The sequence below is a fragment of the Vibrio sp. ES.051 genome, assembly GCF_002563795.1.
Lineage (GTDB): Bacteria > Pseudomonadota > Gammaproteobacteria > Enterobacterales > Vibrionaceae > Vibrio.
The window spans coordinates 201133-219448 of the sequence record NZ_PDJL01000004.1 but is presented as its reverse complement, the minus strand read 5'-3'; the positions used below and the strand labels follow the sequence as shown (position 1 = coordinate 219448).

At 44.8% G+C, this 18316-nt stretch carries 15 protein-coding genes; all 15 read right to left on the bottom strand.

The window, feature by feature from the left end; all coding sequences use genetic code 11:
* Positions 1-31 precede the first annotated feature (31 nt).
* The 15 genes from ATG66_RS07320 to ATG66_RS07250 all read right to left on the bottom strand — a co-directional run bounded on the left by ATG66_RS07320 (position 32) and on the right by ATG66_RS07250 (position 18312).
* Positions 32-3910: a YhdP family protein gene (locus ATG66_RS07320; protein ID WP_098414705.1), complete on the bottom strand. Its 3879-nt coding sequence runs from the start codon at positions 3908-3910 to the stop codon at positions 32-34.
* 11 nt (positions 3911-3921) lie between these two features.
* Positions 3922-5391 (bottom strand): ribonuclease G, encoded by a 1470-nt coding sequence (gene rng, locus ATG66_RS07315; RefSeq protein WP_098414704.1) that lies wholly within the window; start codon positions 5389-5391, stop codon positions 3922-3924.
* A gap of 18 nt (positions 5392-5409) precedes the next feature.
* Entirely contained in the window at positions 5410-5979 is a 570-nt protein-coding gene (locus ATG66_RS07310; protein ID WP_098414703.1) for a Maf family protein, read from the bottom strand.
* 4 nt (positions 5980-5983) lie between these two features.
* Positions 5984-6472 carry a rod shape-determining protein MreD gene (mreD, locus tag ATG66_RS07305; RefSeq protein WP_098414702.1) on the bottom strand — a complete coding sequence of 163 codons (489 nt, stop codon included), beginning with the start codon at positions 6470-6472 and terminating at the stop codon, positions 5984-5986.
* Complete coding sequence (gene mreC / locus ATG66_RS07300; RefSeq protein WP_098414701.1) at positions 6462-7358, bottom strand: rod shape-determining protein MreC; 897 nt, start codon at positions 7356-7358, stop codon at positions 6462-6464. The genes mreD and mreC overlap by 11 nt, the downstream gene beginning before the upstream one ends.
* A gap of 149 nt (positions 7359-7507) precedes the next feature.
* On the bottom strand, positions 7508-8551 hold the full coding sequence (locus ATG66_RS07295; RefSeq protein WP_098414700.1) for a rod shape-determining protein: 1044 nt from the start codon (positions 8549-8551) through the stop codon (positions 7508-7510).
* Positions 8552-8701: 150 nt separating this feature from the next.
* The gene (locus ATG66_RS07290) at positions 8702-13240 is read right to left on the bottom strand and encodes a DUF6701 domain-containing protein (protein WP_098414699.1); all 4539 of its coding nucleotides are present in this window, start codon (positions 13238-13240) and stop codon (positions 8702-8704) included.
* A 4-nt stretch (positions 13241-13244) separates the two neighbouring features.
* Positions 13245-13682 carry an MSHA biogenesis protein MshP gene (locus ATG66_RS07285; protein WP_098414698.1) on the bottom strand — a complete coding sequence of 146 codons (438 nt, stop codon included), beginning with the start codon at positions 13680-13682 and terminating at the stop codon, positions 13245-13247.
* The gene (locus ATG66_RS07280) at positions 13672-14400 is read right to left on the bottom strand and encodes a PilW family protein (protein ID WP_098414697.1); all 729 of its coding nucleotides are present in this window, start codon (positions 14398-14400) and stop codon (positions 13672-13674) included. The genes ATG66_RS07285 and ATG66_RS07280 overlap by 11 nt, the downstream gene beginning before the upstream one ends.
* Positions 14400-14975, bottom strand: coding sequence for a type IV pilus modification PilV family protein (locus tag ATG66_RS07275; protein ID WP_098414696.1), 576 nt, complete (start codon positions 14973-14975; stop codon positions 14400-14402). The genes ATG66_RS07280 and ATG66_RS07275 overlap by 1 nt, the downstream gene beginning before the upstream one ends.
* A complete protein-coding gene (locus tag ATG66_RS07270; RefSeq protein ID WP_098414695.1) occupies positions 14972-15451 on the bottom strand; it encodes a type II secretion system protein in 480 nt (159 codons plus the stop codon). Before ATG66_RS07270 ends, ATG66_RS07275 begins: the two co-directional genes overlap by 4 nt.
* 111 nt (positions 15452-15562) lie before the next feature.
* Positions 15563-15799 carry an MSHA biogenesis protein MshA gene (locus ATG66_RS07265; protein WP_179885620.1) on the bottom strand — a complete coding sequence of 79 codons (237 nt, stop codon included), beginning with the start codon at positions 15797-15799 and terminating at the stop codon, positions 15563-15565.
* 66 nt (positions 15800-15865) lie between these two features.
* A complete protein-coding gene (locus tag ATG66_RS07260) occupies positions 15866-16330 on the bottom strand; it encodes a type II secretion system protein (RefSeq protein WP_098414694.1) in 465 nt (154 codons plus the stop codon).
* 293 nt (positions 16331-16623) lie between these two features.
* Positions 16624-17085 (bottom strand): MSHA biogenesis protein MshF, encoded by a 462-nt coding sequence (locus ATG66_RS07255; protein WP_098414693.1) that lies wholly within the window; start codon positions 17083-17085, stop codon positions 16624-16626.
* A 3-nt stretch (positions 17086-17088) separates the two neighbouring features.
* On the bottom strand, positions 17089-18312 hold the full coding sequence (locus tag ATG66_RS07250) for a type II secretion system F family protein (RefSeq protein WP_098414692.1): 1224 nt from the start codon (positions 18310-18312) through the stop codon (positions 17089-17091).
* Positions 18313-18316: the final 4 nt, after the last annotated feature.

The window sequence follows — 18316 nt, the reverse complement described above, 5'->3', positions numbered from 1 at the left end:
TTTCCTTCCTTATTCCATTTTAATCGGTAAGTTATTTGGCCTGTTCACGCAGCTTTTCTGGCAGCTTGTATTCGCCTTTACTTCGCGAAATTTCTTTCACTGTTGGGGAATCTAATGGCCCTTTTACTTCATAGTTGACTTGAGTAAAGACTTCCACCACCGGAGAAATCACCGTTGAGATCGCCAATACGTACAGCGCGGTTTGAGGGGCGACCGCAAAGGCCGTTAACATCGGTAAGCCCGATGTAACGTCTGGGGTAAACTTGACTTCCGCATCGACCATTCGGTTAGTCATATTGGCGATACCACGGATCTGCATTTCACCCGCCAAAGCATCCATCATAATATCATTGGTAATGAAAACCCCATCTTGAATCTTGCCCGTGCCCGTGATCGAGTTGAAGGCCATACCTTTATCGAACACGTCAGTAAAATCGAGCTGCATCTTACGAATAATAGAATCAAGACTAAATAAGCCTAGCAAACGCGCCGCACCACTGACTTCACTGATCACACCTTTCCCGAACTCCGTCGACACGTCTCCTTGCAAGGTTGGGATTTTCATTGACCATGGCGCGCCATCCCACTCCATATTGGCGTTGATCTCAAATGGGGCTTGCTGGATACCCGAAGTAATACCAAAACGTTCCATAAGATCGGTGTTGTTATCGCCTTTCATCTTCACCTTCAGATTGGAGTGGCTACGATCTTTGGTCAACGCCCACCAACCGCTCATATCAATGCGGTTTTTACCGCTGCTAAAGGTGACGTTTCTCCATTCCAAACGATCTTCATGGCGCTGCAAATCAATATTCACCTTCCCCACTTTGTAACCTTGCAACCAAAAGTCGTCGATACTCAAAGCTAAGTTTGGAACCTCAGCGTGAAACTTACGATCAAAACTCGTGATCAACGGCGCACTTTGATCTTCGCTAGCAAAGATAGAACTGCGTTGCTTCGTCATCTCTTCAAACCCGGGAATATACAGATGTAAATGCTCTAAGGAGACGGATAAGTCATACGCTTTAAGATAGTTCGCTTTGCCTTTGACTTCTTGACTGTTGACATCCAACTGCCAATTCAAATTCTTCTTACTGGCCGAAAAATCCACATCATGAAATTCAATCCCGCCAAACTGTAAGTTTGGCGTTTCTATATCAATCCGTGTTGGTAATGGAAGCGTTGGCGTCTGCATATTCTCGAGCACAGACGACGCTTTATTGGTTGGCCGCTGAGCAAACGCCAACCATTGGTCTAAGTTAAGCTCATCGACGCGCACTGAGGCATCATGTCCGACAATTGGGCTGATCTTAAAGCCCCCAGTGCCGATCATTAAATTAGTGGCGGTCAGAACAGGCACCTCTCCGGAGATATCTATCTCGGTTTGGTACTTAGCATTTGGTATTTGTAGTCGTGCAGAAATGCTTTCTTGGTTGCCGGATGCCTGCAGTTTTGCTTGCCCGAACTCGCCAACTTGTTTGGCTAACGGATAAGGATATTGGCTAGCCAAACGGTTTAACTGCGCCAAGACATCGAGCTGATAGGTGAACCCCACATCGTTGAGTTGCAAATCAATATCCATTTGCCACGGCGCATGCCCAGAAACAAGGTTTAACCAACGCTCACCGATATAGGGTTTAAGAGGCTCGACGTCCCAATCGCCTAATGTATTAATCGTCACATTGTATCCCGGTTCCGCGCTCTCACCACGAAAATCAAGGGAAATAGGCTGGGTAAGCAACTCTGCCGACAAACCTGATGTGGTGACCACATCATTATCGAAGTGGATACGGCCTGTGGCTTTCTCAAGCGTCATTGGCGGCGCTTCAATATCGACACGGTTTGCTGTTAAATCGGCATACCCCCATGCGCGAGACTCCTTTTCAAAGTCAAACGGGATATTAAGTTGAAATTCAGAGTCAACCGGACCACTCACTTGAAGCGCCGTCAATGCTGCCCCGACCGAGTCCACCAATGGCGTCGCCATCATGTAGTCACGCACTTCGTTGCCCGGAGCGCTCGCTTTGGCTTCAATCTCAATGTGTCCACCTTCCGCCAACTCAGGAATTCGTCCGGTAATACGCTTGGCATGGACACCATTTAAAGTGGCGGACTTAGAATCCAAATACATGGCATCATTTTCAAACAGCAAGTCCAGCTGCAGATCCGTTATGGTTGGCCATGCGGTATCAAAGCTAAACTTTGCGTCTTTTAATCCGACCCACGCTTGGAACATCCCGTTGTGATCTTTGTACGGAAAATCCCCTAACTCGCCATACCACAGCAGCTTAGCCGTGTTCACTTTACCGCCTTGAATCGCGGTCGAGAGGTAATCCGTTAAGTCTTGTCCGAGCGCCAGAGTCGGCAGATAACGCCATGTTTCACCCGCGTTGTAGAGATCCGCTTCGGCATAAAACGATAAAAATGGGCTTTGTTCTTTCGGAAAATCAAGTCGAAAGGCCCCCAGCACTTGAAGATCAGGCGTCGCTGCTGTCACTTTATCAGACCATAAACGCCAGCCGCTCTCATCTTGCTGCCAGATAATATCGACTTCACCTTGTTTGATATTCAGCGGAGCTTGAAATACATCACCGTACGGAAATACATCATCAATAACGGTTACTTTCGCCTTTGCCTGATTTAAATCACCAGAAACGCTGCCTTGTACGTGATGAAACCCGGGTAACAGTTCCCATTGGGTCATCGCAAGTTCATCCAGTTCGGCGGAGTAGCGCAAAGTGTCTAAACCGCCGTTCATGGACAAGCGAACATCTTCAACTCGGCCTTTCGGTGCCAGTTTGTTGATGACATCACTGGTTAACTCCGATTCGGGAGCAAGCTTTATCAGCGGGATGAGTGCTTCAATATCTAGCTGCGAAAGGTTAAGCGTCCAACCATCCGGTTGCCAGTCAAACGCGGCGTCCAGTTCCGGCCATGGCGTATCATCGGTTCGGATCTGAAGTGAGTGACCATTTACTTTCCAGCCTTGCTTGTCTGGTCGAAGATTAAAAATACCAGATTCAATAAATAGATCATGCTGACCATTTTCACTCCACACCAGCTCAGATGGTAATAACTCGACATAAGCATCATTAGGCTGGCTGTGTTTGAGTGTCAGCCAAGTATTTAAGCTGACTTTACCTGACTCAGCGCCGGATTCTTCTTGCATGTAAGCAGTAAGCCAAGGCGTAACAGACACATCTTGAGCACTCACGTAAAACTCACCAGACACATCTCGTAATGAGCCATGATCTTTAAAGTTAGCACTTACTAACAGCGAGTTAATTTTGGCATCCGCAATGCTCACCGTCCCTTCGGCTAAGTGGCGCTGACCTTGGTTACTCCAGCGGAGTCGCTCGATGTCCAAACGACGCGTCTCACCAGACACTGACTGGTACCAAATACGTGAGTCCGTCACGATAAAATCTTCAAATTGACGTAAAAGCAACGAGTCGAGTTGGTCAATCAACTTAACTTCGCTTTTATCCACTTTAGGCTCTTTATCTTGGCGACTCGAGCTCGGAAGAAGGTCTACCGTGTGGATATCCAAGGCTAAATTATGGATAGTGAGATCGGCAACAACAGGCTTAAATTGAACCAGAGATTGAATCAGATCGAATTCAATGTGAATTTCTTCGACGGCAAAACGCGCTTCTTGATTATTCGGCAGATTGGCTTCTAAGCCAAGTAACGCAATAGAGGGGTGGTTGTTTCGCCAAGCACCGGCGACATTGTCGATAGCAAAATCGAAACCTGTGCTTTTCTTTACCCAAGTTTTGATCTCACCTTGGAAGTGGTTGAGTTGTGGCAATGTGATACGCAGGGTTGTCACTGATATGGCTAATAAAACCAATACAGTGACTACGCTCCACGCACAAAAACGCCCAAAATGGTTAACACCAGAATTCACAAATTTTCCAATTACATCATTACGACGTCAAACTGTTCCTGAATGTACAGGGGCTCAACCTGAATTCGAACTTGCTTACCAATAAATACTTCGAGCTCAGCCAACGCATGAGACTCATCACCCAACAAGGCTTCAGCGACGAACGGCGAGGCGTAGACGACAAAGTTGTCAGCATCGTAAGCACGATTCACACGGGTGATCTCACGCAAAATCTCAAAGCACACTGTTTCGACCGTTTTCACGCTACCACGGCCCTCACAAGTAGGACAACCAGAACAAAGAACATGTTCAATACTTTCTCGCGTGCGCTTGCGGGTCATTTCCACTAAGCCTAGCTGAGTGAAACCGTTAATATTGGTTTTTACGCGGTCTTTAGCCAGTGCGGTTTCTAATGAGGTAAGCACGCGCTGGCGATGCTCTTCGGACGCCATATCGATAAAGTCGATAATGATGATGCCGCCCAGATTACGCAGACGTAACTGACGAGCGATGGCCTGAGTCGCCTCTATATTAGTATTGAAAATGGTCTCTTCGAGATTACGACGGCCAACGAATGCACCAGTGTTAATGTCGATAGTGGTCATGGCTTCGGTTTGGTCGATGATCAGATAACCACCTGATTTGAGCTCGACTTTACGCTCTAACGAGCGTTGAATTTCGTTCTCTGTGTCGTACATGTCAAAGATTGGCTTGTCGCCTTCGTAAAGCTCAAGCTTGTCTGTTAACTCAGGGACGAATTCAGAGGTGAACTCTTTCAGGTTTTCGTATTCGAGGCGAGAGTCAACCATGATTTTATCAAGCTCTGTGCCAACAAAATCGCGCAGAATACGCTGAGCCAAACCCAGCTCACCATACAGTGTTGAACGCGTTTTGTATTTCGAGCGACGCTCCATGACTTTTAACCACAAACGTTTGAGAAACGCCGCATCTTGAGAAAGTTCTTTTTCATCGGCGCCTTCTGCAGCAGTGCGGATGATAAAGCCACCATGTTCATCACAATAATTGCTGACCACCTTCTTTAAGCGCTCTCGTTCTTTCTCACTTTCAATGCGCTGTGATACGCCAACGTGGCTGGCGCCGGGCATAAAAACGAGGTAGCGTGAGGGCAATGTAATATCAGTGGTTAAACGCGCGCCTTTGGTACCAAGGGGATCTTTCACCACTTGCACAACAATATCTTGGCCTTGGCGAACCAACTCAGAAATATCACGAACTTGAAACTGCTGTTTTTCGTTTTCTGCCACACATTCGGTATGAGGAACGATATCAGACGCATGTAAAAACGCGGCTTTATCTAAGCCAATATCGACAAAAGCCGCTTGCATGCCGGGTAATACTCGGCTTACTTTGCCTTTATAGATATTACCAACAATACCGCGACGCGATTCGCGTTCAATATGAATTTCTTGTAGTACTCCACCTTCAATCATGGCCACACGAGTTTCACTCGGGGTCACGTTAAGCAGCAATTCTGCACTCATGTGCACACCTCAAAACAATTATAAAAATTTTTGAATTAGCTGATCGGTTTCGAACAAAGGTAAGCCTACTACAGCGTGATAACTGCCTTCGATTCGGGTGACAAATCGCCCTCCGAGTCCCTGAATACCATAACTTCCAGCTTTATCGCATGGCTCTCCTGACTGCCAATATTGTTTGATTTCTTCGTGGGTCAGTTGCTTGAACCATACGTCAGTGATGACGACCATTGAGTGTTGATGTTCCGACGATACGATGCTCACCGCGGTCATCACTTGGTGGCGACGACCAGATAAATCAGTAAGCATACGCTTTGAATCTTCAAAACTTTTTGGTTTTTCTAGCACTTGGTCATCGCATACCACGACTGTATCAGAGCCCAAAACAATGGAATCAGGTTTAGCCAAACCTAAGCCAGCTTGAGCTTTTTCCAAAGAAAGACGCAGCACATAGTCTTGTGCTTGCTCATGATCCTGTTTGGTTTCCTCGATGTCAGGTAATACAATATCAAAATCGTAACCTAGTTGAGCAAGCAGCTCTTTTCTTCTCGGAGAACCCGAAGCGAGAACGAGAGATAAGCCTTTTTTCACTGCTTTACCTTACGTGCCATGCACGACGAATACGTCGCATTAATAAAAACATCCATGGCCAAAGTATACAGTTTATTGCCGCTGTCCACAGAGATAATGGATTAAATACTACGTCTTGGTTCAAATATTCCCCACAGAATATCAAAACTTTCAGTAACACTGTCAAAACGGCAATTAATATCGATTGTTGCCACAATGCCATGTTACGCACCAGCAAGAAATTCAGTGCGACTAGATAGACGGTAATCGACATCATCATCCCGCGAATCCCTAGCGTCGAACCCAGCAAAATATCCCATAGTAACCCCAGCACCAAAGCAGTACCCACGTTAACTCGATGCGGCAGTGCCAGCACCCAATAACACGTGACCAAAAACAACCATGATGGACGCAGTAAATCGAGGGAGCCTGGCCATGGGATCGTTTGTAAGACCAGCGCAACAAAGAAACTGGTGCCAATCACCATTCTGCTACGTAATACATTATTGGCCATCTTTTACCTCTTGTCCTTGCCCTAACCGCTCATCCGCGTTAGATCGCAGCACTTGGTGTTGGCGATCTTCGTTAGGCCAGAGCAACAATAGGTAACGTAAACGATCAAACTCAACCACAGGCTCGGCCTTGATTGGTGCAAATTCTTGGCGTGTATCGTGTCCTACATCGGTAACCGTCGCCACCGGGTAGCCTTCTGGATAAATACCGCCGAGGCCTGATGTCACCAGTAGATCACCAACCTGAATATCAGTACTGGTTGGAATATGCTCCAAATGGATTTCATCCATTTGACCATTACCTGATGCGATCACTCGAATATCGTTACGGATCACCTGCACTGGAATCGCGTTTTTGGCATCTATCAGTAGTAATACGCGCGCATTATGTGCAGCAACAAAAGTGACCTGACCAACAATGCCTTTTTCGTTGATCACGGGTTGCCCTACATAAACCCCATCAATCTGACCTTTATCAATCACGACCTGATGACGATAAGGTGACGTATCGACCGCCATCACTTCGGTGACGACTTTCTTTTCATCACGGACAAAGGATGAGCCCAGCAGTTTACGTAAGCGTTGGTTTTCTTCTTTATATTGTTCGAGCAAGATAAGTTCGCTTTTTAGACGTAGTACTTCCCGCTTTAAGTTGCGATTACCTTCAACTAATGTCTGACGAGTATTAAAACGCTCGAATACGCCGTCGAACATACTTCGTGGTAAATCTGCTGCATACTGAATTGGCGCAACCATACTGTTCAATAAGTATCGGACGCTGGAAAACGTATCTAGACGACTATCAGCCAGCATTAAACTCGCCGATACGATGACAGCAAAAAACAGACGTAATTGCAGAGATGGGCCCCTGCCAAAGATCGGTTTCATCTTGTTTTTGACCTGATTGCTTCCATGATTACTGAGCCTTACTTGGCAACCTGAAAACACTAAAGAGAAGACTTTCAGGTATGGAGCATGTTTGAATTACAGAGAGAGCAGAAATGAAGGTGAAGCCAGCTTGAGCTTCACCTAAACCTTTATTCTTCAGAGAAGAGATCGCCACCGTGCATGTCGATCATTTCTAGTGCTTTACCACCACCATGTGCGACACACGTTAGTGGGTCTTCAGCGATAACCACTGGAATACCCGTTTCTTCCATTAGTAGGCGATCAAGATCTTTCAGTAGTGCACCACCACCGGTTAGAACCATGCCGTTTTCAGAAATGTCTGAAGCAAGCTCTGGTGGACACTGCTCTAGTGCAACCATCACGGCTGATACGATACCTGATAGCGGCTCTTGTAGGGCTTCTAGGATTTCATTTGAATTCAGGCTAAAGCTACGTGGCACACCTTCTGCTAGGTTACGACCACGAACTTCGATTTCTCGCACTTCATCACCAGGGTACGCGGAGCCAATTTCATGCTTGATCTTCTCTGCTGTTGCCTCACCGATCAAACTGCCATAGTTACGACGAACATAGTTGATAACGGCTTCATCAAAACGGTCACCACCGATACGCACAGACGACGAGTAAACCACACCATTTAGCGAGATAACCGCCACTTCAGTGGTACCACCACCGATATCAACCACCATTGAACCTGTTGGCTCTGATACGCGCAGGCCTGCGCCAATTGCCGCCGCCATTGGCTCGTCGATTAAGTAAACTTCACGGGCGCCCGCCCCTAGTGCTGATTCACGAATCGCGCGACGTTCAACTTGTGTAGAGCCACAAGGCACACATACCAACACACGCGGGCTTGGTTTTAAAATGCTGTTGTCGTGCACTTGCTTAATAAAGTGCTGTAGCATTTTTTCAGTAACATAAAAATCAGCGATCACGCCATCTTTCATCGGACGAATAGCGGAAATGTTACCCGGTGTACGACCAAGCATCTGTTTTGCGGCGTGACCAACAGCGGCAACGCTTTTTGCAGAACCTACACGATCTTGACGAATAGCAACTACAGAAGGTTCATCAAGGACAATTCCTTGCCCTTTTACGTAAATTAGAGTGTTGGCAGTGCCCAAATCGATCGATAAATCGTTAGAAAACATACCACGAAGTTTCTTAAACATACTCTTCGCTCATCCTGCAAAAATATAGAAGACAAAAATTGTCCTAAATGTACCAATGCCTCGCTGCCACAGCAAGGTATTGATACCCAAACATGGGTAGAAAGCCTCAATTTCTTGCAGTTTCCTAACTTAAGGTCAAAACGAATGGAGTTATGGCGCGGTTAATCCTGGCTCACCGCGATAAATCACGCGGTCATTACCACGGTGGATACCGAAGGTGACCACTGATGATGGGTTTTCTTCAGAACCATCATTGTCCCAGTCGTATTTGAGCCAAGGGAGATTGTTACCACTAGGAGTTAGGTCTAACCACACTTTAGATTGCTGTCTAACGTCGTTATTACACCCCTGTTTCGCAATCAAACGCTCTCTCGCAGTGTTTGGAAGTATGCCTTGCTCAACTTGAGCGTTTGAAATTTCATTATCTGAAGCATCAAAAACTTTCAAAACAATATCACATGCCGTTGTTCCATCCGGACTACTCCAAATTAACTCATCACTTCCCGCTTCAAACGGAGATACAATAGCTCGGTTATCATGCTCACTAACAGTAAATCGATTATTGTTCCAATACTCAACTCTTAAAGGCACACTGAGCGTTTCTCCTTGCCTTCCACCTACATCATCTAAAACCATTCGTCCGTATCGAACGTCAGGCTGCGACAGTAACCGCTGATCTACAGTTCGTGATTTACTCTCATCGTCGCCTTCGGTTAAAAAGAGAGTAGGGTCAATATGTGCTGTTTTCGTACTAGCTGTTTTGTTCAGCGACAATGCAATTGATGACTCTGTAGAACTATCTGTTGAGACTTTAGAGTTAAATGGGCCATCCGGATTAACCGCTTTGCTCCAATTAACAGAGTTCACCCAAGTTTTACTCCATATGGCACCAGACCAGTTCTCACTCGTTAGATCTGAACCCGAAATACTTAACCGATCAGAATAACCACCAGCTAAATGTAGATCAGCTTTCAAAGAATCGGCAAAACCACCGTAGTTCTGTGTAGCATACCCACTAGCGTTATATGCGGTGACTTCAAACTTAACTGACGCAAAACCTTGGCCCATGTAAACAGAGTCATGCTGATTATCGGGATAAGTCCACTCGGTTCCTGTCACTTTAAAATAATCAGGATAGAAGCGACCAATTGTTGACTGGCCATCTGCAATTTTAAAAGCCTTACTGCCAAGGTACAGAGATGTCCCAATATCATCGCCATTTTCATCTTTAGCGACTGGCGCCTCAGCAATGATCTCAAAAGCGCCAACTTCTGAAATAGATTGAATAAACGTCACACTACCACTAGACCATTGACTTGATTCTGGTAACTTTTCATTCAGAAGTTTGGCTAGCGCCCCATTGGACGGATACTTCACTTTATTGCTAACAGTAATAGTTTTCTCTTGGTAGTTCTCAGCAACCGTGTCGTCATCCTGCAATGCAGAGATGGTTAACTCAAAAGCTTCACCTGCTGCAACAAACCCAGCAGAGCAGCCATCTTCACTGTTGGTACACTCTCCACTTTTATTACCACTCTTTGCAGCCACTTTCAGTTTTGAAGGAAAACTTACAAAACTATCGAACCCTTCTGAGTCATCAACCCCTTCAACGCTGGCTTTAAGTTTCACCTTTCCAGCTTCAGCATATTTCAACTTAAAGAATGCTTTGCCTTCACTATCAAAATAAACATTAGGCAGGTATTTATTAGCTCTGGTTAATTCAACATCTGAACTCCATTCCACAGCCTGATCTTTCACTTTTTGCTTGTAAGAAATCACAACCGGTTGAGAACTATCAACTGGTGCCACTTCATAATCAACGGACATGTTAACACCACGAGATTCACCATTTTCTTCTGTGCGAGTTGAGCAAAACGATAGGTAATCCTCACCCGTAGTTTCGCGACTAGCAACGACATCATTAACATTCACCGCAAGCACATTTTGAGCGAAGGTGACATTGCAATTGTCGGCGGATAGTGCTCCGCCATTAATGCGACATCGCGCCCCTTCAAAGCCAAACTGTGGTACGGAACTTTGGTCGATACCTAAAGTAACATCGCCAGCTCTTGAACCTTGCAGTTCAAGCTGAGTTTCATTCTCAAACTGTACATTTGTACCACCAACCCAGTTGGCAACATTATTGCCAGCAGATGGAAGTAAAGTGACAGAGAGAGGCGTTAAGCTGCCATCATCGTATGCACCTCTAGGATATTGCTCAGAACAACTTTCATTCATACAAGCTCTAAGTGTCACATCAGAAGCCTGACACGTACTGCCCGAGCCAGAGTAATCAAACTCAAAATGATGGATACCTTCTGTTAATCGCGAGTACTTGTCCGCACAGACTTGGAAGTTATCAACTTCATGAAAGTTTGTTGCGGCACCTGTTGACGCCGTTACTGACAAACGGAAGTTTGTTGGAGCTTGGCTAAAGTGCCCTTCTGTACGCACATCAAAATCTGAAATAACGGTATTCCATTCCCCACCATTAACACTTCTTTCAACTTTCAACATCATATGCTGACCATCTCTTGAATTCAGAGTGATCTTATAGCGATGTAAATCGTTATGGTTGTCGATGGAACTCGAAAACTGCGTACCATCAACATATGCGTATCCTTTTAGCCATTTTCCTTGGTTATCTTGAGCACCCGACCCACGAATACCTACACTATCTCGTCTACCGTTTCGATTTGGGATAGTTTCTCCACCTTCTCGATAGAAATTTCCGTACTCATCAATGCCTATACCCAACCAGCCACCAGCAAACCCTTCAACATCGCTGCTGACCTCGCTACTATGGTTTTTCTTTAGCTTCATCCCGTAACCAAGAGGGCCTCCAAAAGCACCGGTTTTGGGTGGTAAGTTCGCATCAGAGATTACTAGGGCAATACCATCACCTCCGCCACGATTACTACCGTATGCATAATGATCAAACTCGATTTCAAGGTAGTTCTGGTTCGAAGGGAAAATGTAGTTGTAAGCAGATGCAGTAGCTTGGCGTTGTCTATTTGCATTCAGACGGAATCTATTGTCGTGAATTGCAGGATCAACGCTGTCACCAAACCCCATGACAGACCAGTTGGTTAGTACACTACCATTGTCAAACGTCTCTTTGGGTAGATAAGTACACTGTTGAGGCTCTGGTGGAATCCAGCATGACTCTGGGTATTTTGGTTTTTCAATCTTTGTTGAACCACGCATATCAAGTCTGAGACTCGTAATTGCCCCATAAATATGCTCGCTCATATCAAGCATAATGCTTTTAGCCAGAATAAACCCTTTAAACACCTGACCAGAGTCGGTTTTGAAATGTACGCTGGCTTCTGGACCATAAATAACTGGCAAAACAAGATCATCTTTAAAAGTACGATAATCAAAGTGGGCATCTTCTAATTTAAAGTCTGCAGATGTCACAGGACCAACAGGCTGATTCGTTCCCACAACATTGAAGATTACGTCACTACCGAAAATCAATTTAGGATCAGAGCCAGTATTTCTAAATGTCTTCACCGTCAGCTTGGCGTCATCACTAAAATACAGGGAGAGGTTATTACCAGCATCATAGGCAAAGCTTTTAATTTCCCTAGTACCATCAATTTGAAGCTCAACACTTTTTTCTGAACCATATCCGTTAATATTGAGAGAGTTCAAATCGCTTTTCAGTCGAATAACGACTTTGTCGTTCAGGTTGCTGTACTCACATAGAGTCGAAGTAGAAGCACAAACCTTACCGTAATAGTTTGAATCCGTATCTTGTGTACGAATAATTAGGTCTTGAGATGAGTCAAACGAAGCGTTAACTGGAGCCGGAGTTTGGGCTTTACGCTTTTCAATTAAGCCGTCATTTCCATCAGGCTGGGCATCACCAGGATAACATCCCATCCGATCATCACAGATAGTTGAGCGTGAGTTTTCATATAGCTGCCATGCCCCCTCCCCCTCATCGAAGCCTACTCGTAGCGTGTCCCAAGATTGACCATTAGAATTAGAGTACTCGTAGATATTCTGTCTATCAGCAACATACTCTGGAGACCACCCCAAAGTACCTACAGTTGAGTTAGTAACAATTAACTGGCTGACTTCATTTTTCCAGCCTTGAATAGGCTCAGGGAAGGCTTCACAAACTTGATCAGGAACTTGTATTTCTGGTTCAGGTGTTGGCGTTGGCCACTCAAGTTCACCGCATCGTAGAGTATTTAGCTCTTCATCTTTCTCAATCAAAACATCTGCACTGTTCGACATCTTAGAGAAAACATTATCAAATACAGTTTCATGACGTATCAATGAGCCATCAGAAGAGCGTAAGTAATAGTTTAAATCACCTGTATAACTGTTCCCATGCTTTCTTACATTACTGTACTCCAAGCGAATAGAATAGGCGACGCCATCCTGAAGCGAAGGTTCGTTAAATATTCCGACAACATCATCATCGGCGGACCACAATGGGTATAAGGAAACACTGCCTCGTCCTTGTTTTTTGAGATAAATCACTTCATCTTCAATGTCATTACCTCGAAAAAACCGGCCACGCAAGTCACTTAAATCATCATCGTCATAGTAATTAGCTGCAACAAAAAATGGGGCGTCCATTTTGATAGGGCAGGTCTCTGTATCCTCCCATTCATCCGCATAAGACAAATTACTTAAAGACAACAAAGCTAAGGCAAATAGTATTTTTCTCATTATTTTAATCCTTAATCCAAATCTCTTGCTGACGCTGAACTTGAGACTGCCCAGAACCACAAACAGCCACACTTTTAACCACATAGAGTTCAACTTCTTCACCAGTAATCTCTCCAGGTAGTTTGCCAGCCTTCTGACATTCAGTAGCTTTAATTTTGCATGCTTTATCGAACAAGCGACTATCAGGCTTAACGCTTTCTGCCTCGATATCATCGCAACGAGTTGCAACAGCAACGGACTTACCTAAAGGAAAAAACTGCGTTAACACCCAGTCATTACTGGACTGAGCCGTAAACCATGCTTTTGTACCCAAAAACTCACGCGTTAAACCACTTTGGTTAGACCACGTCACTTTCATTAGTGATGCCGCCAAATACCCCATTACGATAATGACAAAGAGCGTCACAATTAACACATTGCCTTTTTGTTGATTATGGAACATTCAGCACCTGCACATCTTGTTGGTACACACTACTTTCACCGGACTGTTCAAACACGAACCTAAGATGCACAAGCCCGCCTCGATGAAGCGATGTATCGTCATATTTGAAATAGCTCTGAGATTGATTACCAGCATAAACAAGGTTGTCGGCAATTGTCTCGCTGTTGCGTTGTATCTGTGTGCCTACAAAGCAATATTTCACTGACTTAGATGGATCATAGAGATAGTGTCGATTAGAAACGGAGCGACTGGTTACTAAACTAGCGCCATCAACAATCTTATATGCGTTATCCGAATCTGGAGAAAGCGCTCCAACATCAACATTATGAGTGGATGAGTTTAGATCACTGAGTCGTGTTGGGTTAATCACCATTTTCAAGCCACTATCAAGCTCGGGAGCATTGTCACCAAAAAAACCAACCACAAACTGTATATCATTACCAGAAATTGCATAAAAACCAGAATGTTCTATAGGCATGAACATTAAACAGTTTTTCTCATTCTCATCGATAAAAAAACTATTCGGCACCGCATGGCGAATTTCACGGGACATTTTCTCAATCACAAACTGCGCTTGAGTTTGTAGCCGTTGTCTATCGATGGTGTCTGTATAACCCTTTGCTCCCAACTGTAAATAGCCGGCAATTCCTAACATGATAAAACTGCCAATCACAATCGTGATGACCATTTCCACTAAGGTGAAACCACGCGCTTTCATCAGTAGTTCCCCTTTATCGCTGACAGTGTTAAAGGTTGTGTTTGTCCGGCATAAATGGTCATCGTGATACGTTTGTAAGCTTCAATATCGTTTGAGGCTAGGCCACTTTCGGTCACATACTGGACACCGACTTCCACTCTGAAATTGTTGTAATCGTTTTCCATCGACGTTCCAAGAACGTTACTCAACTGGTACTTAGGGGCGGCGTTGCAGCTGGCTTTTGTATTTTGCGTATACCAACAACCAATATAATCGTCCACATCATTGAAGCTGGAGATGTCGCTTTCTTCTGCTCCTAAATTGTCACTATCTGTACATGTTGCTTGTGGACTCGCTGGCTTCCCCTCACCACAGCGTACTAGACCACCATCAAAGTCACTGTTTTGATCAAAACCTCGCGCCAATACTTGCGACATAAAGCCTTGGCTTAGTGCAGCGGCACGAGTCTGGTAATGAGGTATGGCTGAATCTCGAATTTGGGGGACAAGAAAAGAGGTAAATGCCACCATCGCAATGCCCATTAGAACTATCGCGATGATCATTTCGATCAAAGTCATGCCACTAAATTTCTTCATGAGCATGTACCTTTAGAAACATAACCTTGGGTATTAATTTCAACTTGGCAGCGGCTTTGACCCTGTTTATCTTCAATTAAGATGTTTACAGCACCACTTACAGGATTGCCGAGAAGGTTAAAATTAATTGTACTTCCGGCACCGCTGATAAAAGAAAACTTTGCGGACTTATCGATAACCACGTCACTACGAGTACCTTGTGCGGTGCCCGTCAGTGCACAGGCCGCAACAGAGCCGATGCATGAATCAGAGACCTTTAAACGAAAATTATCGTCAGGAGTTGCAACATTCGATTGCATACGATTCACCTGTACTTGGCGAATCACAGAAATCACGCGTTCTTGTAATGCATACGCAGAGAAACTGCCGGAACCCATAAAACGGCTGGCAGCAAAAAGTGAAAGGATAGAGAGGAGAACCATCACTAGGATCAACTCCATTAAAGTAAACCCTAATGCAGAGCTGCGAATTTTCATAACCCTACCTTAGGCTTGGAAAAAGCGAGATAAGTATACGATGCAATTATGAGAGTAATGAGTGGTTTATCACTTTTAGACTCGAACTGTGAACGGGCAAGCAGATAATGATCATTTAGTGGCTTTGCTTTTTGAGCGCTCAAGCTCGTCTTCAATTCGATCGTAAGTTTGTTTGTTACTCAAAGATTCAGAAACGTGCTCTACGGTTTGCTTGGTTTGTTCCCACTTCGCTTCGTACGTTTCTGGTTCAAAGCTGATAAATCTTGGTAATATCACATAACCGATCACACCTAAAACGGTTAGCACAACCACAAATTCTATTGAGCTAAGGCCTGATGATTGACGCATATGAACTATTCCGAGATTAATCACTACAAAGAGATAAAGGCCAGACTAGCTGGCCTTTGAAAGTGATTAACAATCGTCAGCATCTGCAGATGTAATCACTGGAGCCGCACCTGAAGTTGCAGCTTGATACGTTACGGCACAATTCCAGTTAGCGTTACCATCAGCAAAAGTGTATTGAATGATAGCACCTTCAGTGCTAGCACCACCTGATACTTGCCAATCGCCAGTATCTTGAAGAGCAGCATCAATACCTTCTTCTGTAGCTGTAGGGTAACCAAATATTGTTTCAATATTACCTTCTGCTGAGCTTACAATAGTCGCACTATTTGAGCGCTCTAGGCCTTGGATCGCAGCCTTACCAAATACAATACCAGAAGCCCCTTGCATCGCACCTTTCAGACCGTCAAGAGAAGACGCACGAGCATCCGATTGTAGGTTTAAGAAACGTGGTGCTGCCGTGACCGCTAGAATACCTAGGATTACAATAACCACGACGAGTTCGATAAGGGTAAAACCACCTTGTCTTTTCATTATTTACTCTCTCTATATGTAAGCATGCAGTGTGACTGCAAGGTTTCGTTTAGGTCACGCGACCATTTTGGATGTTGTCAAAACGGTTTGAGTCAGCAACGTTCACTAAAACTAACCGTGAAGTGAATACTGTATCGACCGCATGAACAGAATGACGATTCGCCATTATTCAGTTAACGCTGTAATGAGCCAAGCAGGTTATGATTTACTGTCTATTACAAGCTCTCACCTATGGTAATGATTGCATTATACCGAGTTTGATTACCATTTATAGTGATTGAGTGTCAAAAAAATCACTCCGCCGACATTTCGACATCTATTTTCAATTGATTAGCTGTTGAGACAATGACAATCGACTGGCCATTTTCGTAAGCATAATGGCATACATAATGGTTCGTTTCGATTACCCCATTAACGTCTAGTAATTCACTCGCCATAATCTTACGTTGTGGGTAATGGACCGCTAACCAATAGACGCAATCTAATACGCCTTGTTGAATAAAGGGAGACACTAATCCCCCCTCGGTCATGGTGAGTTCAAAGCCATCCATTCGCATATGCTCGGGCTCACCTTGTACTAACCATGCTTGACGATAACGTTGTACGCTGTCTTGCATCGAAACTTTAGCCAGTTGCGCCCCGGTCACTTGTGCCTGTTCGGTCACAGGGCGTAATTTAGCGGCTAAGCCTACGACAATAATAACCGCGATGATCCCAAACAAAATGAGCATTGCTCGGGTTTGATTTTCAACCACGTATTAGCCACCTTTGATGATGTCCAGCATCCCCCACATTGGCAGGAAGATCCCCAATGCCAGCACCATCACCATGCCTGCCACAATCACCAAAAGTAGTGGCTCTATTCTTGCTGTGAGTGTTTTTAGATCATAATCGACTTCTCGATCGTAAAAATCTGACACTTCGAGCAGCAGCTCATCAATACGACCCGTCTCTTCCCCCACCGCTATCATCTGAATCACCAGTGGCGTAAAAATTTTACTGTTGATGGCGGTCACCGAGATGGTACTGCCCGCTTCGATAGCCGATTTCATCTCAAGGATTCGGTTTTCTAAAAAGCGATTCCCCAAGGCTTCCCCGGCCAGAGATAGCGACTGGTTAAGTGGTACTCCAGACTTCAACATCAAAGAAAACGTTCGTGCAAAACGTGAGAGCTGCGCTCGATTAACGATATCACCCACAATCGGTAATCTCAGGCGGAATTTATCGAATTTTTCTCGTCCGTCAGCGGTGACAACCCACGCTTTGAAAACCGCAGAAGCGCCAATCATCACAATAACGAGCAACACCCAATAATTAACCATGAAATTAGAGGTCGCGATCAAAATGCGCGTTGGAATGGGTAAATCAACCCCAAAGCGAGTGAACATAGAGGCAAACTCTGGGATAACGAGGATATTCAAAATAAACATCGCGATGGTGATAAAGATGATCACAAATGTTGGGTACCGCATCGCCGCTTTAATTCGTTTACGGGTTTCTAATTCCTGTTCGTAATAATTCGCCAGTTGCAGCAAAGCCTGATCAAGTCGACCCGTGTTCTCACCAACGTTGATCATTGAGACAAATAACGGACTGAATACTTTGCTGTGCTGCTGCATTGCCGATGACAGGCTACGACCATTACTCAACTCAGACACCACGTCTTCTAAAGCTTCTTTTAACTGTTTATTTTCGCAGTTTTGCAATAAACCACGCATGGAGCGCAATAGTGGCACACCAGCCTTGGTCAAACTGAACAATTGACGAGAGAAAAGGATGACCACTTCTAATGGAATCGCAGGAACAAATAGCTTAGACAAGCTGACTTGGCTTTTCACTGACTCTTTCTGTAAACGCACATTCAGCGGGATGACCCCTTTATTCATCAAGGCTTCCGCCGCAGCTTCTGAGTTCACTGCATCGATTTTTCCGTGTGTTGATGAGCCGTCTAGCGTGCGGCCTTGATAACGAAAAGTTGGCATTTAT